Here is a 19,461-nt window from a genome sequence, read left to right on the forward strand (position 1 = left end):
GCAGGGCTGCCAACCCGTGGCCGGCCTGGCCGGAACGGCGGCAAGGGGGCGAGCCCGGCCATGGCCCGGCTGCCCGTCGGGGACAGGGTGGCGCTGTATCACGGCAGTCTTCGTCCGGCGGGTTGGTGCGCTGCGATATTGCAAGGGCAGGCGCTATCGCAGTTGCAAATGACTCGCAAGATTGCAAAGCGGGTGGCAGCCATGCCGTTGCGCCCGGTCGCGAGTTTGCTACGTCCCGCTCGCCCCTTCGGCGCGCCCCGGCAGGCTCGCCGCGACCAGCAGCCCGAGCAGGTTGCCGCAGGCGGCGATGAGGATCACCGCCGCGTAATCGCCCCTGAGGTCATAGAGCCGGCCGGCCACCACCGGCAGGGTGATGGCGGCGAGGCACCAGGCGGCGTAGAGCCGCCCGGCCAGCCGGCCATACTGCGCCGCGCCCCAATAGACGCCGATCGCCGCCGCGGTGCTGCCGCTGACCAGCCCGTAGCCCAGGCCGATCGTCGCCAGCGCGCCGACCGCCAGCAGCGGCCCGGGGAAGAGCAGCAGCAGCGCATCGGCCGCCAGCGCCAGCGCATGCGCCGCCATCAGCACCCGCGCGGCCGCGAAGCGGTCGGCCAGCCAGCCGCCGCCGATCCGCGCCCCGGCGACGCAGCCGGTGATCGCCGTCGTCGCCGAGAGGGCGAGCAGGGTGCTGCCGCCATAGGCCTCGACCATCCCGGCCGCCTGGCCGAGCACCGTCAGCCCGGCGGCGGCGGCGAGGAAGAAGACCAGCCAGAGGCGGAGGAAGATCGCCAGGCGCCGGGCCGGCGCCGGCCCCGCCGCGGCGCCGGCGGGCGGGGCGAGGCGCATGCCGGAGAGGGCGGCCAGCAGCGCCGCCAGCAGCGTCGCCAGGGCGAGCGTCGCGGCGAGGCCGCCGAGCGTCGCCCGCAGCCCCCATTGCCCGATGGCCCAGCCGAAGACCGGCGCGCCGATCATGGCGCCGAGCGGGTAGAGGCTGACCATGAAGCCGTTCGCCAGCCCGCGGCGGCGCACCAGCATCAGGTTCATGCCCTGCAGCAGCACCACATAGGCGACGCCGCCGCCGAGGCCGAAGAGCACGCCATAGCCGAGGGCGAGCTGCCCCAGCCCCTCGGCCAGCGCCGCCACCGCCATGCCGGCGGCGGAGAGGGCGCCGGCGCCGGCCAGCAGCCAGGGCGCCGGCGCCCGCCGGTAGAGCAGCGGTCCGAAATTCATCCCCAGCGTGAAGCAGAGGATCGCCAGGCCGAAGACGAAGGAGAGCGAGGCCCGGCCGAGGCCGAGCACCGCCTCGAGCGGGCGGAGGAAGACGCTGTACGCATAGACGGTGCCGAGCGGCAGGTTCATCGCCACGACCGCCGCCAGCGCCGCCACCAGCCGCGGCGCGGCAACGGGCGCGGCGGCGGGACTGGCCGGCCGGCGCGCCTCGACCCTGTCCGATGGCATGGCTCAGCCGAGCTCGACCGCCACCTCGCCGAAGCCCGCGAAGCCGCCGGTGACGCGCTGGCCGCCATCGACATAGATCAGGCCGGTGCAGCTCCCGGTCGTGACGACCTGCCCGGCCTCCAGCCGCAGCCCCACCGTCGGCAGGAAATTGGCCAGCCAGACCAGCGGCGTGAGGGGATCGCCGGAGGGGTTGCCGCCCGGCTTCTCCACCTGCACCGCCCCGCCGCAGGTCTGGCGGACGGTGAGGGATCGCAGCTCCAGCTCGCGCCAGTGCGGCACGTCGCGACCGAACGCCAGCCCGGCATGGGCGATGCTGTCGGCCATCGCCTCGAGCGGCGAGACCGCGCCGGGATCGGCGTAGCGGCTGGTCACCAGCTCGATCGCCGGGAAGGCGGCGGCGATCGCCTCCTCCACCTCGGCCGGGGAATAGGGCGTGTCGCGCGGCGGCAGGTCGCGGCCGAGGCGGAAGGCGATCTCGGTCTCGATGCCGATCCGGCCGCCCGGCGGCACCGGCCAGCGCAGCGGCTCCGGCCCCGTCGCCTTGCGGATGCCGGCGGCATCGAGCATGGCGGCGGAGGGCGGCTTGCCCGGCGGCGCGGCGCATTTCCAGCCGCCGGCCCTGGCGCCGAGCCGCTGCAGCACGGCTGCCTGGATTGCGAAGGCGCCCGCCGCGTCGCGCGGCGCGTCGGCGCCGAGCCCGGCGATGGGCGCGCCGCCCCGGCGCACCGCCACCAGCCTGTCGGCGGCCCGTTCGGCTGCCTGTTGCGTGCCAGTCCCGGCCATCACCCGGCGTCCCCTTCCTGCCCCGTCCGCAGCATGGCCGCGGATGCCGCCGGGATGAAGCCCCCCCACCGCGGCGAGGGGAGATTTCCGCGCCGCCGGCTTCCGCCCTACTCTGCCGATACGGCAGGAGGACGACGATCGTGGCAGACGGCATGGACCAGGGCATGGGCCGCTTCGGCAGCGGCCGGGCGGTGCGGCGGATCGAGGACCGGGCGCTGCTGAGCGGGGCCGGGCGCTTCACCGACGACGTCGCGCCGGACGGCCAGACGCATCTGGTCTTCCTCCGCGCGCCGCAGGCGCATGCGCGCATCCTCTCGATCGACCCCGCCCCGGCCCTGGCGCTGCCCGGCGTCCTCGCCGTCATCACCGGCGACGACCTGGCGGCGGCCGGCGCCAAGCCGATGCTCGTCACCCTGCCCTTCAAGCGGCCGGATGGCGGGGCGCTGACCGCGCCGCCGCGGCCGGTGCTCGCCCAGGGCCATGTGCGCTTCGTCGGCGAGCCGGTGGCGGCGATCATCGCCGAGACGCTGGCCGCGGCCCGCGACGGCGCCGAGGCGGTGCTGGTGGAGTATGAGGAGCTGCCCGCCGTGGTCGGCCTGGCCGAGGCCGCGGCGCCGGGCGCGCCGCTGGTCTGGGAGGCGGCACCGGGCAACCTGGTGGCGGAGACGCGCTACGGCGACGCGGCCGCCGCCGAGGCCGGCTTCCAGGCGGCGGCGCATGTGGTCTCGCTCGACCTGGTGAACCAGCGCCTCGCCCCGGTCTCCATGGAGCCGCGCGTGGTGCTCGCCGAATACGACGCGGCGAGCGAGCGGATCACGGTGCGGATGAGCACGCAGATGCCCTCCTCGGCGCGCGACTCGATCGCCGACGAGGTGCTCGGCATCCCGGCCGAGAAGGTGCGCGTGCTGGTCGGGGATGTCGGCGGCGGCTTCGGCATGAAGACCGGGATCTACCCGGAGGACGCGGTGGTCGCCTTCGCGGCGAAGCGGCTCGGCCGGCCGGTGAAATGGGCGGCGACGCGGCTCGACGACTTCCTCTCGGCGCTGCACGGCCGCGACACCGAGAGCCGCGCCGAGCTCGCCCTCGATGCCGAGGGCAAGGTGCTCGCCTTCCGGGTGCGGACGCTGGCCAATATGGGCGCCTATCCGCGCAACCCGGGGGTGGCCATCCAGCTCCTCATCGGGCCCTGGGTCTCGACCAGCATCTACGACATCCGCACCATCGACCTGCAATTCACCGCGCTGATGACCAACACCGCGCCGACCGGCCCCTATCGCGGCGCCGGCCGGCCGGAGGCGATCTACCTGATCGAGCGGCTGATGGACGCGGCGGCGCGGCAGATGCGGCTCGACCCCGCCGAGCTCAGGCGGCGCAACCTGATCGACCCGGCGCTGATGCCCTACACCAACGCCATGGGCCAGACCTATGACAGCGGCCGCTTCGGCCAGGTGATGGAGCAGGGCCTGAAGCTGGCCGACTGGGACGGCTTCGCGGCCCGCGCCGAGCAGTCCCGCGCCCGCGGCAGGCTGCGCGGCCGGGGGATCGCCACCTTCCTCGAATGGACCGGCGGCAACGCCTTCGAGGAGCGGGTGACGGTCGCGGTGAAGGGCGAGGGCGAGATCGAGGTCTATGCCACCACCCAGGCCATGGGCCAGGGCATCGCCACCTCCTACGCCCAGCTCGCGGTCGACGTCTTCGGCGTGCCGATCGAGCGGATCCGCGTGGTGTTCGGCGACAGCGACCGCGGCAGCGGCTTCGGCAGCGCCGGCTCGCGCTCCCTCTTCACCGCCGGCTCGGCCGTGAAGGTCGCCGCCGACCGGACGGTGGACCGGGCGAAGGACCTCGCCTCGGAGGCGCTGGAGGCCGCGGCGGTCGATCTCGAATACCGCGAGGGCCGCATCCAGGTCGCCGGCACGGATCGCGGCATCGGGCTGTTCGAGCTGGCGGCGCAGCAGCCCGACGGCCGGATCTTCATCGATTCGTCCAGCACCGTGGGCGGCCCCACCTGGCCGAACGGCACGCATGTCTGCGAGGTGGAGATCGATCCCGATACCGGCGAGGTGGAGATCCTCTCCTACGTCTCGGCCAACGATGCCGGGCGGGTGGTGAACCCGCTGATCGTCGAGGGGCAGATCGCCGGCGGCGCGCTGCAGGGGCTCGGCCAGGCGCTCTGCGAGCAGATCATCTACGATCCCGACTCGGGGCAGCCGCTCTCGGCGAGCTTCATGGACTACGCCATGCCTCGGGCCGACATGATCGCCGGCTACGTGACGGCGCTCGACCAGAGCATCCCCTGCACCACCAACCCGCTCGGGGTGAAGGGCGTGGGCGAGCTCGGCACCATCGGCGCGACGCCGGCGCTGGTGAATGCGGTGGCGGATGCGCTGGCGCGGGGCGGCCATGCGGCGGCGGCGGATCGCCTGCAGATGCCGTTGACCCCGCCGCGGGTCTGGGCGCTGCTGCACCCGGGGGGCGCCTGATCCCGCGGATGGGCCCCAGGAACCTGATGGCCGCCTGGTGACCGCCCCGCTCCCCGCGACGCCGCGCAGCGGTGGTGCGGGGAGCGGGCGGCGCCAGCCGATCGGGATCCGCTCTGGAGCGTGATCGCCTGAGATGGGATCACGCGAAGGCGTGACACACGTGACCAAACACCGGGACCGACCATGCTCCGCGAACCGGGGTGAGCGGATCGCGGTCTAGCCGCCCGCCGCGCCGGCGTTGCTCACCTGCTGCGCCTCGATCCTGTAGGTGGGGCAGAGCATCGCCAGGAGCTTGGCCTCGGTCTGCGCGTCCGGCGCATCGAACCAGCGGGCCTGCCAGCTGTCGTTGGTCCAGATGACTTCCGTGTACTCGCCGTCATCCTTGTAGCCGACGAAATAGTGCGGCTGGCCCGGATGCAGGTTGGTGGCGACGACAAGATGCTTGAACATCACAGGGGGCGCCTTTCGCAACGTCTTGCAGGCAGTCCAGCGCGGGGGCGACCGGAGCCGGGGGGCTCCTAGGCTGCGCCAGTCTTCCTCTAGGCCGAGTTAAACCGAGCCGGGCATTACGATCTGCCAACAAAACCGTGCGTCGTCATCACAGACCCTCCAACACCGCCCTCCGCCGCCGGAACACCCCCAGAAAACACCCTGAGGAAACGCCCTTGGGACACGCCCTTAGGACACGCCCGCTGGGCAGCGCCGTTGCCGCGCCGCCGCCATGGCGGGCTCAGCCCCCCGGCCGGCGCTGTCCCACCAGCCCGAAGGCCGCGCCCTGCGGATCGCGCGCCTGGATGACGAACAGCCCGCCCGGCACCTCCGCCGGGCCGTGCAGGACCGCGCCGCCATGCCCGGCGACGGCCGCGGCCGCGGCATCGATGTCCGCGACGCCGAAATAGAACCGCCAGGAGGCCGCGCCCTGCGGCAGGCGCGGCATCATCGCGCCGATCGTCCGGCCGCTTTGCACCAGGAAGCGGTATTCGCCGAGCTCGCCCATCGGCATGGCATCGCCCGGCGCCCAGCCGAACAGCCCCCCGTAGAAGGCGAGCGCCGCGGCGGGATCGGGGGTCGACAGCTCGTTCCAATGGCAATGCCCGGGCCGGTCCGGCGCGAAGGCGGTGCTCGCCGCCTCGCCGGCGCCGCGCATCAGGTAGAAGAGGATGCCCTGCGGGTCGGCGAGCAGGGCGAAGCGGCCGATGCCGGGAATGTCCGTCGGCGGGACGTGCTGCGCGCCGCCCTCCCGCAGCACCGCGGCAGCGGCCCGGTCGACATCGTCGACGCCGACATAGCCGAGCCAGCGCGGCGACGCACCGGCCGCGGCGGCGTCCCGTGGGACCTCCATGAGGCCGGCCACCGCCGCCTGCCCCGGGCCGAGGAGACGATAGCCGATGGCCGAGCCCTCCACCGGCGTCGCCTGCCAGCCGAGGACGCCGCCATAGAAGCCCGCGGCCGCATCCGGGTCGGAGGTCCACAGCTCGTACCAGATGAAGTCGCCATGCGCATTGGTCATGCCGCGCTCTCCCTCAGGCCGGGGGCCGTCGCCGTTGACCCGGGAACGGCCGCCTGGCCGGCCGCCGCCATGCCCTCGGCATCAGACGTCGAGGATCGGCAGGAAGCCGCCGAAGATCATGCGGCGGCCGTCGAAGGGCATCTTCTCGCCGATCGCCTGCATCCGGGGATCGGTGCGGATGCGCTGGTTGGCGGCGTCGCGCACTTCCTTCGAGGGATATTCGATCCAGCTGAAGACCACGACCTCGCCCGGCTCGGCCTGCACCGCCCGGTGGAAATCCGTGCGCTTGCCCTCGGGGACGTCGTCGCCCCAGCACTCCACCACGCGCGTCGCGCCGCACTCCTTGAACACCGGCGCCGCCGCGGCGGCCTGCTGGAGAAAGACCGCCTTCCGGTCGTTCGGCACGGCGAGCACGAAGCCTTCCACATAGGGCATCCGGTGGTTCCCTCTCCTCGTCCCGGCGGCCCGGCGCCGCCTTGACATATATGTTGATATCAACATAATACGTGCATGTCAATCAGCGTCATCACCGAGCCGATCCCCTTCGAGACCACCCTCGCCGTGCGCGACGCCTGCCTCTGCCTGCATGTGCAGCGCGCCGCGCGGGCCCTGGCGCGCCGCTTCGACGAGGCGCTGCGGCCGGCCGGGCTGACCAACGGGCAATTCTCGCTGCTGATGGCGCTCAACCGGCCGGAGGCGGCGACCATGGCGCCCGTCGCGCGCCTGCTGGCGATGGACCGCACCACCCTGACCGCGGCGCTGAAGCCGCTGGAGCGGGAGGGCCTCGTCCTGGTCGCGCCCGATCCGGCCGACCGGCGCAGCCGCCAGCTTCGCCTCACCGCTGCCGGCCATGCCCGGCTGGCCGCGGCGCTGCCGCTCTGGCGCGCCACCCATGCCGCGATCGAGGCCGGGCTGCGGGGCTGCGGGGCGGATGACCTCCGCGCCACCCTGCGCAGCCTCGGCTGAAAAGCCAATGCGACCACGACCGAAGGCGCCGTCGCCCTCACCCCCGCAGCGACGCCGGCGCGCGACGATCCGGTCCGCATCGCGGGCGAGAGCGATGCCGACCGGGCGGCGCGCCGCGCCCATGCCGCCCTCACGCCGGATGGAAGAGCAGCGCGCGGATCTCGATGCTCTGCCGCGGCGGCGCGTCGGCCGGCGCGGTCGGGTCGGCGAAGGCGGTATGCGGCGCGAAGCGCGCCACGCCCTCGCGCCGGCTGTCGTAGCATTTCAGCAGCAGCGCCTCCTCGGGCATCATCTCCGGCAGCCAGTACCAGCGATGCGCCGGGTTGAAGCGCACCTGGTAGGTCTCGCCGACGCGGTCGCGGTAGATCAGGTCGCTCGCCACGAAATCCGCCGGCGCGGCGGTGCGGGCATCGGCGACGGCGAGCGGCATGTCCCGCACCGGCCCGGCCAGCGGCCGCCAGAGATTGACGATCTGCACCCGGCCGCGCAGCAGCGCCTCCGCCTCCTCGCCCAGCAGGTCGCGCACCCGCTGCGGGCCGGAGCGCTCGGTATGGTCGACATGCACGCGCGAGACCGGCTGGCGCGGCACCGCGCCGCGATCCTCGGCGCCGGGGATGCGGCGGCGGATGGTGTGGTCGAAGATGTGCACCCGCGCGGCGCCGGTCGCCGCCTGCAGGATGCGCGCGCTCTCCGGGTAGTAGACGGCGCGGATCGCCGCCTCGTCGTCGAAGTCGCGCAGCACGCTGGCGCCGCGCGCCACCGCGAAGCCCTCGCGGTCGACCGAGGCGGTGGCGGCGAGCGGCCGCAGGTCGCGGATCGCCACCCGCTGCGGCGCGATGCCGATATTGCTGCGCGGCCGGCCCTCCGGCGGCTCGAAGGTGTAGGTGTAGGGGCGGCCCTCCACCGGGCCGAGATAGTTCAGCTCCGCCTCGATGGTGGCGGACGGCCGGGTGGCGAGGGGGGCTTCGGCAAGGTCGAGGCTCATGGCGGGTATCCTCCGTGTCGTGGCAGGCGGTGGTGCAGGCGGATCAGTGCCGGCGCGGGGCGCGGGCCAGCGCCCAGGCCTCGGCCGGGGTGAGGCCGATGTCGCGCAGCTCCCGCGGCTCGAGGGCGAGGAGCTGCCGGCGCTCGGCCCGGCGGGCCAGCCGCGCCTCCAGCCAGGCGAGCCAATGCGGGGTGCGCGGCTGCGGCGCCGGGGTGGGGCGCGAGGCGAGGTCCGGGATGGCGGGTGCGGTCACGCGGGTGATGTGCATCGTCTGACCCTCTCGGCGGCGAGGCAGGGCTCGCCGGCCTTCCTGGGGTCAAGGTGGATCTGGTCCCAGACGGCGATAATCCGGCAGGATGGACCGACACTCGTGACCATCCTTCAGCAATGGGGCGCCCACCATGAGCCAGCCCTCCGACATGGCCGCCTTCGTCCGGATCATCGAGACCGGCAGCCTCGCCGCCGCGGCGCGCGACCTCGGCCTCACCGCCTCGGCCATGTCGAAGCAGCTCACCCGGCTCGAGGCGCGGCTCGGGGTGCGGCTGCTGACCCGCACCACCCGCCGCCTCGGCCTGACGCCGGAGGGCGAGGTCTATCTGGCGCGGGCCCGCGACATCCTCTCGCTGATCGAGGCGGCGGAGCAGGACGTGACCGCCTGCCGCGGCCGTCCCGGCGGGCTGCTGCGGGTGAACACCGGCACCGCCTTCGCCCGGCACCGGCTGATCCCGCTGCTGCCGGACTTCTTCGCCCGCTACCCGGCCATCACCCTCGACCTGACGGTGACCGACCGGCGGGTGGATCTGGTGGCGGAGCAGGTGGACGTGCTGCTGCGCACCGGCGCGCTCGGCGATTCCTCCTTGCTGGCGCGGCGGATCGCCGAGGGCCGGCGGGTGGTCTGCGCCGCCCCCGCCTATCTCGCCCGCCGCGGCCGGCCGGTGCGGCCCGAGGAGCTGCTGGCGCATGACTGCCTGGTGCTGCGCGGCCGGTCGCGGCTCACGGTCTGGCCCTTCCGCAGCGCCGAGGGGCTGCAGAGCCTCGCCGTTCGCGGCGTCGCCACCACCGACAGCGCCGAGGCGCTGCGCGACATGGCGCTGGCCGGGCTCGGCATCATCCGGGTGAGCGGCTTCATCGTCGCCCGCGACATCGCCGAGGGTCGCCTGGTGCCGCTCCTCGAGGCGGAGCATGTCTCGGAGGAGGTGCCGATCTGGGCGGTGACGGCCCCCGGCCGGCACCGGCTGCCGCGGGTGCAGGTCTTCGTCGACCACTTGGCCCGCCATCTCGGCGCCTAGGGCGCTTCCCCTGAACAGCGGTTCATGGGAAGCGCCCTAGGCTCCCGTTTTCAGAGCATCTTCACCCGATCAGGTAAGTCCACCTGATCGGGATCTGCTCCAGGGCGCTTCCCCTGAATACCGGTTCACGGGAAGCGCCCTAGGCTCCTGTTTCCAGAGCATCGTCATCCGGGCAGCCGATCCGCCCGGTCGGGATCGGCCCTAGGGCCAGCGGCCCGAAAGCAGGGCCGCGCGAGGCTGGCCGCGGAAGGCGGCAACACCCAACTTTAGGTTATTAAATCCTCCAGGATGCTGAACCAAAACATAGGGTTTCTCATAAAACCGTGATATTTTGCCCTAGGACATAACCGTCCTGGTTGAGGTGTCGGGATGATGCGCCCGATCCCGCAGCGAAGGACCTGTCCGGCCGCGCCCGCCCAGGTGGGCCGCGCCAGGAAGGAGACGCTTCGATGGATCAGGATCCCGACATCGCTGCCGTCGCCAGGCGACTTGGCCTGCGTCGCTTCGGCTATGTGAGCTTCCCCTTCGAGGAGGTGACCGCCGGGCTGCGGATGGTGCCGGCGGCGAGCCCGGAGCCGCCGCCCGCCCCGGCGCCGGTCGCGCCGGCCGCCCCGAGGCCGCCGGTCGCCGCGGCGGCTCCGGCGGCCGCCGGCCCGGCGCCCGCCTCCGACCCGCCAGCCGCCCCACCGGCCGCCCCTCTGGCCCCCCCCCTGGCCGCCGCCCCGGCCGTCTGGCCGGCCGCGCCGGCCTCCCGCCTCGTCGGCCGCCCGGCGGCGCTGTCCGAGCCTGCCCTCCTCGGCGAGGTCCGCCAGGCCGTGGCCCGGCATCGCGCCGCCTGGCCGCCGGGCAGGACCGGCCCATGACCCGCCGCCCCGCTCCGGAGTCCACCCCGTGCCCCTGATCTGCTTCGCCTCGCCCAAGGGCGGCGTCGGCAAGACCACGCTCTGCGCCGCCATCGCCGTGCTGCTGCGCCAGCAGGGCCATCGGGTGCTGGCCCTCGACTGCGATCCGCAGAACGCGCTCCGCCTGCATTTCGGCGTGCCGTTCGACTACGAGCCGGGCTTCATGACCGGGCTCGCCCAGGGCGTCGGCTGGCGCGAGGCGCTGGTCGAGACCGCCAGCGGCGTCCTGCTGCTGCCGCACGGCGCCACCGACATGCGCTCGGCGCTCGGCCTGGCGCAGGCGCTCGACCAGGCGCCGGCGCTGCTCACGGCGCCGCTGCAGGAGATGCTCGCCGACCCTGCGCTGGTCGTGCTCGCCGACCTGCCGCCCGGCCCCTCGACGGCGCTGCACCTGCTCGCCGCCCTGGCGCAGACCGTGCTCGTGATCCTGCTCGCCGATGCCGCGAGCGCCGCGCTGCTGCCCCAGCTCGCCGCCGGCAGCTTCTTCGGCCGCGGCACCGTCGCCGCCCTGCGGAACGCCCGGGTGCAGGTGGTGCTGAACCAGGTCGAGGCGGAGGACCCGCTCTCCACCGCGGTGTTCGACTGCGCCGACCAGACCCTCGGCCTCGGGCTCGTCGGCGCCGTCGCCCGCGACCGGCGGATCCCCCGCGCGCTGGCCGAGCGGCAGAGCCTCGCCGCCATGCCCGAGGAGAGCCCGGCGCTCGAGGATGTGCGCCACCTCGCCGGCTGCCTGGGCGCCGGCCTGCCGGCGCCGCGGCCCGCCGGGGCCGCCGAGGCCGGCCCGTGCTTCCAGGTGGCGTCGTGAGCCGGGCGCGGGGATGGCGCGCCCTGCGGCGCCGGCCGGGCCGCGGCGCCCTGCGGCTGCGGCCGCTCGACCTTCTGGCCGCCCTGGCCGGCCTGTTGCTCGCGGCGGTGATCGTCAGCGTGCCGCTCTCGGCCTGGCAGCAGAGCTGCTTCGCCCTGGCCGGCATCGCCACGCTGCTGCTGCTGCGGCGCGTCCCGGGCCGGCGCGTCACCATGTTCCTCGCCGTCATCTCCTGCATCGTCTCGGTGCGCTACCTGGTCTGGCGCCTGACCGAGACGCTGGAGTTCGAGACGCCGCTGCAGCTGCTGCTCGGCAGCGGCCTCCTCCTCGCCGAGACCTACGCCGTCCTCACCCTGGCGCTCGGCTACCTGCAGACCGTGCATCCGCTCGAGCGCAAGCCGGTGCCGCTGCCCGCCGACCCCGACAGCTGGCCGGAGATCGACGTCTACATCCCGACCTACAACGAGGCGATCGAGGTGGTACGGCCGACGGTGCTGGCGGCCATGGCGATGGACTGGCCGCGGCACAAGCTGAAGGTCTACATCCTCGATGACGGCCGGCGCCCCGAATTCCGCGCCTTCGCCGCCGCCGCGGGCGCCGGCTATGTCGTGCGCCCCGACAACAAGGGCGCCAAGGCCGGCAACATCAACCACGCGCTGAAGCTGACGCGCGGCGAATACGTCGTCATCTTCGACTGCGACCACATCCCGACGCGCGCCTTCCTGCAGATGACGCTCGGCTGGATGGTGCGCGACCCAAAGATCTGCATGCTGCAGACGCCGCACCACTTCTACTCGCCCGATCCCTTCGAGCGGAACCTCGCCAACGGCCGCAAGGTGCCGAACGAGGGGCTGCTCTTCTATGGCCGCGTGCAGCAGGGCAACGACCTCTGGAACGCCTCCTTCTTCTGCGGCTCCTGCGCCGTCATCCGCCGCATCGCGCTCGAGCAGGTGGGCGGCGTGCCGACGGAGACGGTGACGGAGGACGCGCATTGCGCGCTCCGCATGCAGCGCCTCGGCTGGCGCACCGCCTATCTGCGCCTGCCGCTCGCCGCCGGCCTGGCGACGGAGCGGCTGATGCTGCATATCGGCCAGCGCATGCGCTGGGCGCGCGGCATGATCCAGATCCTCAGGATCGAGAACCCGCTCCTCGCCTCCGGCCTCACCCTCTGGCAGCGGCTCTGCTACTTCATGGCGGCGAGCAGCTTCCTCTTCAGCCTGCCGCGGCTGATCTTCCTCACCTCGCCGCTCGCCTACCTGCTGCTCGGCGTGAACATCATCGCCGCCTCGCCGCTGGCGATCATCGCCTATGCCGGCCCGCACATGGTGCACTCCATCGCCACCAACAGCCGCATCACCGGCAACACCCGACACTCCTTCTGGAGCGAGATCTACGAGACCTCGCTCGCGGTGCACCTGCTGCCGGTGACGATCATGACCCTGCTCTCGCCGCGCAAGGGCAAGTTCAACGTCACCGCCAAGGGCGGCACCATCGCGAACGGCTATCTCGACTTCCGCGCCGTGGTGCCGAACCTGATCATGGCGGCGCTGCTCGGCCTCGGCCTCGGCGTCGGCATCCATGGCATCCTGACCAGCGGCGCCGACACGCTGCGGTTCCAGGCCTACCTGCTGAATTCGATCTGGGCGGCGCTCTGCCTGGTGCCCCTGCTCGCCAGCATCGCCGTCGGCCGCGAGCGCCCGCAGCTGCGCGAGAATGCCCGCGTGCCGGCGATCCTGCCGGCCCGGCTGCATCTCGAGGACGGCCGCGAGGTCGCGGCGGTGACGAGCGACCTCTCCCTCGGCGGCGGCGCCCTGACCGCCCCCCGCCCCACCGGGCTGCGGGACGGCGACCAGCTCCGCATCAGCTTCGTCCTGCCGACCGAGCAGGTGACGGTGCCGGCCAAGGTCGTGAAGTGGGAGGGCGAGGCGGTGCACCTGATCTTCACCCCCGCCTCGCTCGCCGACGACGCCGCCATCGTGCGCACGGTCTTCGGCCGGGCCGATGCCTGGCTGGAGTGGGACGCCTTCCCGCTCGACCGGCCGCTGCGCGCCCTCCGCGCCGTGGTCGCCAGCACCTTCAACGTCTTCAGCGGCGGGCTGCGCTTCGATCTCCGCCGTCACGCCCCGAGCGGGAAACCCGCCCAGACCGAGCCCAAGGATCGCATGTCCGACATCCTCCCGCCGCGCTCGGAGCGGCTGCCGCCGGCGGCCGGCAAGGCCGCGGCGCTGCTGCTCTGCCTCCTCCTGCCCGCCGCCGCCGTGGCGCAGCCGCAGCCCCAACCCCTCGCGCAGTCCCTCGTGCAGCCCTTGGCGCAGCCCCTGGCGCCGGCCGCCGAGCCGCCCGCCGCCGCGCCCGATCCGTCGCGGCGGGTGACGCTGCGCCTCGGCCAGCTCGGCCTGCGCGGCCCGATGCAGCTGCGCGGCCTCTCGGACCTGCAGGGCCTGCTCTTCGGCCTGCGCGCCGAGGAGGTGGTGAGCGAGGCCCGGCTCGTCGTCATCGGCGGCGCCTCGCCCGCCCTGCTCCCCGGGCAGAGCGAGGTCAGCATCACCCTGAACGAGCAGGTGGTCGGCTCGATCCGGCCGAACCCGGCGCAGGCGAGCTTCGGCCCCCTCGAATTCCCCATCAACCCGGTCTTCTTCACCGACAGCAACCGGCTCAATTTCCGCTTCGCCGGCCGCTACACCACGGAGTGCAACGACCCGCTCTCCGGCCTGCTCTGGGCGAACATCTCCGACCTGTCGACGCTGCAGCTCACCATCGAGCGGCTGCCGCCGGTGCGCGACCTGGCGCGCCTGCCGCAGCCGCTCTTCGACGCCCGCATCGTGCACGAGCCGCTGACCCTGCCGGTGGTGCTGCCGGCCGAGCCGGGAAGCCCGCTGCTGCGCGCCGCCGCCGTCACCGCCTCCTGGTTCGCCCAGCTCGCCGACTATCGCGGCGCCCGCTTCCCGGTGCGCAACACGCTGCCGGAGCGGGGCGACGCGGTCCTGCTCCTCGCCGGCGCCGGCACCGAGCCGGTGGGGCTGGCCATGCCGCGCATCGACGGCCCGACGCTGGCCCTGCTGGCCAACCCGAACGACGCCATGGGCACGCTGCTCGTCGTCGCCGGCCGCAACGGCGCCGAGGCCGCCACCGCCGCCCTCGCCCTCGCCGCCGGCCGCAGCACGCTGGCCGGGCCGATCGCCCAGGTCGAGGCGCCCCGCCTGCCGGCGCGCCAGCCCTACGACGCGCCGCGCTGGATCCCGACCGACCGCCCGGTGCGCTTCGGCGAGCTGGTCTCGGCGAGCGAACTGCAGGCCTCGGGCTATGCCCCCGGCCCGGTCCGCATCCCCTTCCGCACCGCGCCCGACCTCGTCACCTTCCGCAACCGCCCGCTCGGCATCGACATCGGCTTCCGCAACCCGCCGGCGCCGGTCATCGACCTCGCCGCGGCGCGGCTCGACGTCTCGATCGGCGACACCTATCTCCGCAGCTTCCGCCTCGCCGACGAGGCGGGCTGGTCGCCCTGGCGCTGGCTGATGGCCCAGGCCAGCGCCGATGCCGGCCGGGCCGGCGGCCATCTCGGCCTGCCGCCCTACCTCGTCTTCGGCCAAAACGAGCTGCAGCTCCGCTTCGACATGCGCCCGCTCAGCCGCGGCGAATGCGCCGCGACGCCGGGCGACATCCGCGCCAGCATCGACCCCGAGAGCAGCATCGACCTCTCGCGCGCGCACCGCTTCGCCCGGCTGCCGAACCTCGCGCATTTCGCCAGCGCCGGCTTCCCCTACACCCGCCTCGCCGATCTCTCCGACACCGGCTTCGTCCTGCCGGACCGGCCGAACCCGGTGGAGATCTCGGCCTTCCTCAACCTCGTCGGCCAGCTCGCCGCCCAGGTCGGCCTGCCCGCGACCGGCCTGGCGGTGGCGAGCACGAGCCAGATGCAGCAGGTGGCGACGCGCGAGCTGATCGCCATCGGCGCCCTCGGCCAGCTCGGCCCGCTGCGCCCGCTGCTGCGGGACGCGCCGGTGCGGCTGGAGGGCGAGCGGCTGACCGTCAGCGTCCCGGATGCGCTGCAGACGCTCGGCGCCCTCGTCCTCGGCGGCCCCTCGCGCTCCGAGCGGGCCAGCGCCTCGGCCCTGCTCGCCCATGCGCATGAGGGGATGGGCACGCTGATGGGCTTCGAATCGCCGCTGCAGGCCGGCAAGTCGCTGCTCGTCGTCACCGGCGCCACGCCGGCGGCGGTCGAGGCGATGGTCGCGGCGCTGCGCGACCCGGCCCAGCTGCCGCGCATCCAGGGCGACCTCGCCGTGCTGAACGGCGAGCAGGTCAGCAGCTTCCGCACCGGCCCGACCTACGACGCCGGCCGGCTGCCCTTCTGGCTCTGGCCGCAGCGCTGGTTCGGCAACAGCCCGTTCTGGCTGCTGGCCCTGCTGGTGGCGAGCGGGCTGCTGCTCGGCCTGACGGCGCATGCGGCGCTGCGCCGCCGCGCCATCCTGCGCCTGCGGGGGAAGATCTGATGCCCGCCTCGACCCGCAGCCATCTCGCCGCCGCCCTCGCCGCCGCGCTCGGCCTCGGCCCCGCCGCCGGTCTCGCCCAGGAGGGCGGCCAGGGGAGCGGCGCCATCGCCGCCCTGCTGCGCCAGGCGGCCTTCTGGCAGGAGCAGAGCCGCTTCGACATGGCGCTCGGCGGCTACGAGCGCGTGCTGGCGGTCGAGCCCGACAACGCCGCGGCGCTGGCCGGCGCCGCCCGGGCGGCGGCGGGCCTGGGCAACGCGCAGCGCGCCGGCGGCTATCTCGCCCGGCTGCGGCAGCGCGACCCGGCGGATGCGCGCATCGCCGAGATCGAGGCGGCGCTGCGGGCCAGCCGCATCGACCCCGGGGCGCTGGCCGAGGCCAGGCGGCTCGGCCGCGAGGGCCGCGCCGCCGAGGCCATCGCCCGCTACCGGACGCTCTTCGGCGCCGAGGGGCCGCCGCCCGAGAGCGCGATCGAATACTACCAGACCCTGGCCGGCACGCCGGCCGGCTACGAGGAGGCGCGCACCCGGCTGACCGCCCTCGCCGCCCGCTCGCCCAATGATGCCCGGCTGCAGCTCGCCCTGGCCGAGGTGCTGACCTACCGCGCCGGCAACCGCGCCGAGGGGATCGAGCGGCTGCGCGGCCTCGCCGACCGGCCGGAGCTGGCCGAGGCGGCGACCCGCGCCTGGCGGCAGGCGGTGCTCTGGCAGGGCACCGATCCCGTCGCCCGGCCGGCGGTCGAGGCCTTCCTCGCCCGCTTCCCCGAGGATGAGGCGATGCGCCGCCGCCTCGCCGAGCTGCGCGAGGCCCGCCCGGCCATCACCCAGGGCGACCAGGCGCGCATCCGCGGCTTCGAGGAGCTGAACGGCAACCGGCTGCGCGAGGCCGAGCGCGGCTTTGCCGACGCCCTGGCGGTGAAGCCCGAGGATGCCGATGCGCTGGCCGGCCTTGGCGTGGTGCGGCTGCGCGAGGGCCGCGCCGCCGAGGCGAAGACGCTGATCGAGCGCGCCCTGGCCATCGCGCCGGAGCAGCGGCCGCATTGGGGCGCGGCGCTCGATGGCGCGGGCTATGCGGTCGGGCTGCAGGAAGGCCGGGCCGCGCTCGCCCGCAACGATCTCGACGCGGCGGAGACGCTGTTGCGCGAGGCGGTCGCCCGCGAGGTGCCGGACCGCGCCGATGCCGAGGCGCTGCTCGGCGAGGTGCTGCTGCGCCGCGGCGACGCCACCGCCGCCGAGACCCGGTTCCGCGCCGCCCTCACCCGGAGGCCGGATTTCGGCGCCGCCATGGCCGGGCTGCAACGCGCGCTGCGCGCCCAGGGCCGGGTCGCCGAGGCCGACCGGCTGCGGCCGCCGGGCGGCCCCGCCAGCCCCGGCGCGGCGCGGGCCGCCTCGCTGCGCGCCAGCGCCGAGCGCACCACCGACCTCGCCGCCCGGGCGGCGCTGCTGCGCCAGGCCCTGGAGGCCGAGCCGGGCAACCCTTGGGTGCGGCTCGACCTGGCGCGGGTGCTGACGCGCCAGGGCGAGGCGGCCGCGGCGCGGTCGCTGGTGGAGGAGCGCCTCGGTGGCCGCGCGGATGCCGATTCGCTGCATGCCGCGGCGCTGCTCGCCGAGGAGCAGGGGCGCAACGGCGATGTCGTGGCCCTGCTCGGGCGGGTGCCGGCGGGGCAGCGCCCGGCGGCGATGAACGCCCTGCTCGCCCGCGCCCGCACCGTCGACGAGGTGCAGCAGGTCGCCGGAGCCGCCGGCGCGCTGCGCAGCCCGGAGATCCGCCAGCGCCTGCTGGCGATGGCCAGCCGGCGCGACCCGAGCGGCGCCACCGCCGCCGCGGTGATCCGCGCCTTCGGCGCGACGGGGAATGCCGGCGGCGCGGCGGAGGCCGCCCGGCTGGCGCTCGCGGTGAATGCCGATGCCTCGCCGACGGCGCGGCTGGCGATCGCCGGCGCCCTGCTCGCCGCCGGCAACAGCGCCGAGGCCGAGACCCAGGCGCGGCTGCTCGGCGCCGATCCGCGGCTGACCGCGGAGCAGCGGCGCGAGCTGGCCACGCTGCGGGCGGGCAGCGCCATCCGCACCGCCGACCGGCTGAACGAGGAGGGCCAGCAGGCGCAGGCCTATGACCAGCTCGCCCCGTTGCTTGCCGCCGATCCGGAGAATCCCAGCATCCGCCTCGCCCTGGCGCGGCTGCACAACGGCGCGCGGCAGCCGGAGGAGGCGCGGCGCATCGCCGAGGCGGTGCTGGCGCGCGACCCGCGCAACCTCGAGGCGCGGATGACGGCGGCCGATGCCGCGATCCTCGCCGGCGACCGGGCGCGGGCGGAATCGCTGCTGGAGGAGGCGCTCGCCCTGCATCCGATGGATGCGCGGGTGAAGCTGATGGAAGCGCGCATCGCCCGCGCCTCGGGCAACGACCGGCGGGCGATGCGGGCGCTGCGCGAGGCGCAGGAGCTGCGCCGCATCCAGCTCGGCCAGATGCGCCCCGAGGGCGCCGGGGAGACGGCCGGCCTCGCCGCGCCCAACCCCTTCCTGCGCCAGGTCTCCTTCGGCAGCAGCGCCACCGCGCCTTCGAGCGCCGGGCTCGGCGCGCCGCCGCTGCGCGACCAGGTCTCGCTCGACATCGCGCGCGAGCTCGCCTCGGTGCAGGAGGAGGGGGCGAGCCGGCTGCAGGGCGGCGTCGCGCTGCGCAGCCGCTCCGGCACGGCCGGCCTCGACCGGCTGCAGGAATTCTCGGCGCCGCTCGAGGCCTCGATCCGCTCCGAGACGCTGAACGGGCGCATCGTGGCGCGCGCGACGCCGGTGACGGTCAGCACCGGCAGCCTCAGCGCCGATGCCGACAGCCTGCGGCGCTTCGGCAGCAACGCGCTCAACCCGGGCGCCGCGGCGCGGCCGCGCGAGGATGCCAGCGGCGTCGGCCTCGGCCTCGCCTACCAACGGCCGAATTTCACCCTCGATGCCGGCACCACGCCGCTCGGCTTCCTCAAGGAGAACATGTTGGGCGGCGTGGAATTCGCGCCGCTGCTGAACGACAGCCTGCGGCTGCGGGTGACCGGCGAGCGGCGCGCGGTGACCGACAGCCTGCTCTCCTGGGGCGGCCAGCGGGATCCGCTGAGCGGCCGCAGCTGGGGCGGCGTGACGCGCACCGGCGGGCGGGCGCAGCTCGAATACACGACCGGTCCCGTCACCCTCTACGGCGGCGGCGGCTGGGCGAGCTTCGATGGCAGCGGCGTCGCCGACAACAGCCGCGTCGAGGCCGGCGCCGGCTTCTCCTATGCCGTGCTGCGCAAGCCGGGCGAGGAGCTGACCAGCGGGCTCGACCTGGTGTATTTCGGCTACGACAAGAACCTGCGCTACTTCACGCTCGGCCAGGGCGGGTATTTCAGCCCGCAATCCTTCACCGCCGTGAACATCCCGGTCGACTACCGCGCGCGCTGGGGCGAGCTCGACTACCGGGTCGGCGGCTCCCTCGGCTACACCAACTGGCACGAGAGCAACGCGCCGCTCTTTCCGAACGACCGGGGCCTGCAGCGCTCGCTCGAGGCGCAGGCGGCGGGCGACCCGACGCTCAGCACGCATTACAACGGGCAGACGCGCAACGGCGTCATCGGCGGCGTGCGGCTGGACGGCAGCTATCCGCTGACCGATTCGCTGCAGATCGGCGGCACGCTGCGCTACGACCGGGCGGCGAACTGGAACGAGACGCGGGCCATGGTCTATCTGCGGCAGCGGCTGGGGCCCTAAGGTATTCCCCACGACGTCGCTGCGCGTCGTCGCGGGGGCCCCGAGAGACATCCCCACGACGT

General features: G+C 74.5%; 14 protein-coding genes. 7 read left to right on the forward strand and 7 right to left on the reverse strand.

Going from position 1 to position 19,461, the window contains the following annotated elements; genetic code table 11:
• Positions 1-228: 228 nt before the first annotated feature.
• Both DOO78_RS19280 and DOO78_RS19285 read right to left on the reverse strand, forming a co-directional pair.
• The gene (locus tag DOO78_RS19280; protein WP_111471501.1) at positions 229-1,458 is read right to left on the reverse strand and encodes an MFS transporter; all 1,230 of its coding nucleotides are present in this window, start codon (positions 1,456-1,458) and stop codon (positions 229-231) included.
• A 3-nt stretch (positions 1,459-1,461) separates the two neighbouring features.
• Positions 1,462-2,241 (reverse strand): fumarylacetoacetate hydrolase family protein, encoded by a 780-nt coding sequence (locus DOO78_RS19285; RefSeq protein WP_111471502.1) that lies wholly within the window; start codon positions 2,239-2,241, stop codon positions 1,462-1,464.
• 140 nt (positions 2,242-2,381) lie between these two features.
• On the opposite strand from DOO78_RS19285, the gene DOO78_RS19290 reads away from it, so the two are divergent.
• Positions 2,382-4,721: a xanthine dehydrogenase family protein molybdopterin-binding subunit gene (locus tag DOO78_RS19290; RefSeq protein ID WP_207802976.1), complete on the forward strand. Its 2,340-nt coding sequence runs from the start codon at positions 2,382-2,384 to the stop codon at positions 4,719-4,721.
• 216 nt (positions 4,722-4,937) lie between these two features.
• On the opposite strand, the gene DOO78_RS19295 is transcribed toward DOO78_RS19290, so the two are convergent.
• The 3 genes from DOO78_RS19295 to DOO78_RS19305 all read right to left on the reverse strand — a co-directional run bounded on the left by DOO78_RS19295 (position 4,938) and on the right by DOO78_RS19305 (position 6,666).
• The gene (locus tag DOO78_RS19295; protein ID WP_111471504.1) at positions 4,938-5,171 is read right to left on the reverse strand and encodes an alpha amylase C-terminal domain-containing protein; all 234 of its coding nucleotides are present in this window, start codon (positions 5,169-5,171) and stop codon (positions 4,938-4,940) included.
• A gap of 280 nt (positions 5,172-5,451) precedes the next feature.
• Positions 5,452-6,231: a VOC family protein gene (locus DOO78_RS19300; protein WP_111471505.1), complete on the reverse strand. Its 780-nt coding sequence runs from the start codon at positions 6,229-6,231 to the stop codon at positions 5,452-5,454.
• An 81-nt stretch (positions 6,232-6,312) separates the two neighbouring features.
• On the reverse strand, positions 6,313-6,666 hold the full coding sequence (locus tag DOO78_RS19305; protein WP_111471506.1) for a DUF1428 domain-containing protein: 354 nt from the start codon (positions 6,664-6,666) through the stop codon (positions 6,313-6,315).
• 75 nt (positions 6,667-6,741) lie between these two features.
• Between DOO78_RS19305 and DOO78_RS19310 the strand changes: the two genes are divergently transcribed.
• Positions 6,742-7,197, forward strand: a complete 456-nt coding sequence (locus DOO78_RS19310; RefSeq protein WP_111471507.1) for a MarR family winged helix-turn-helix transcriptional regulator — start codon at positions 6,742-6,744, stop codon at positions 7,195-7,197.
• A gap of 130 nt (positions 7,198-7,327) precedes the next feature.
• Here the strand turns inward: DOO78_RS19310 and DOO78_RS19315 are convergent, their stop codons facing one another.
• Together DOO78_RS19315 and DOO78_RS19320 are read right to left on the reverse strand one after the other, a co-directional pair.
• Positions 7,328-8,182, reverse strand: a complete 855-nt coding sequence (locus DOO78_RS19315; RefSeq protein ID WP_111471508.1) for a CmcJ/NvfI family oxidoreductase — start codon at positions 8,180-8,182, stop codon at positions 7,328-7,330.
• Positions 8,183-8,225: 43 nt separating this feature from the next.
• Entirely contained in the window at positions 8,226-8,435 is a 210-nt protein-coding gene (locus tag DOO78_RS19320; RefSeq protein ID WP_165838982.1) for a DUF1127 domain-containing protein, read from the reverse strand.
• Between the two features lie 148 nt (positions 8,436-8,583).
• On the opposite strand from DOO78_RS19320, the gene DOO78_RS19325 reads away from it, so the two are divergent.
• The 5 genes from DOO78_RS19325 (at position 8,584) to DOO78_RS19345 (ending at position 19,399) form a co-directional block, all read left to right on the forward strand.
• Positions 8,584-9,471: a LysR family transcriptional regulator gene (locus DOO78_RS19325; RefSeq protein ID WP_111471510.1), complete on the forward strand. Its 888-nt coding sequence runs from the start codon at positions 8,584-8,586 to the stop codon at positions 9,469-9,471.
• A 449-nt stretch (positions 9,472-9,920) separates the two neighbouring features.
• Positions 9,921-10,334: a hypothetical protein gene (locus tag DOO78_RS27900; protein WP_207802977.1), complete on the forward strand. Its 414-nt coding sequence runs from the start codon at positions 9,921-9,923 to the stop codon at positions 10,332-10,334.
• A gap of 28 nt (positions 10,335-10,362) precedes the next feature.
• Positions 10,363-11,178 (forward strand): cellulose biosynthesis protein BcsQ, encoded by an 816-nt coding sequence (gene bcsQ, locus DOO78_RS19335; RefSeq protein WP_165838983.1) that lies wholly within the window; start codon positions 10,363-10,365, stop codon positions 11,176-11,178.
• Positions 11,175-15,671, forward strand: a complete 4,497-nt coding sequence (gene bcsA / locus DOO78_RS19340; RefSeq protein WP_128080100.1) for a UDP-forming cellulose synthase catalytic subunit — start codon at positions 11,175-11,177, stop codon at positions 15,669-15,671. The genes bcsQ and bcsA overlap by 4 nt, the downstream gene beginning before the upstream one ends.
• A complete protein-coding gene (locus DOO78_RS19345; protein WP_111471513.1) occupies positions 15,671-19,399 on the forward strand; it encodes a cellulose biosynthesis protein BcsC in 3,729 nt (1,242 codons plus the stop codon). The genes bcsA and DOO78_RS19345 overlap by 1 nt, the downstream gene beginning before the upstream one ends.
• The last annotated feature ends 62 nt before the right edge of the window (positions 19,400-19,461 follow it).

The sequence above is a fragment of the Roseicella frigidaeris genome (assembly GCF_003258945.1).
GTDB lineage: Bacteria > Pseudomonadota > Alphaproteobacteria > Acetobacterales > Acetobacteraceae > Paracraurococcus > Paracraurococcus frigidaeris.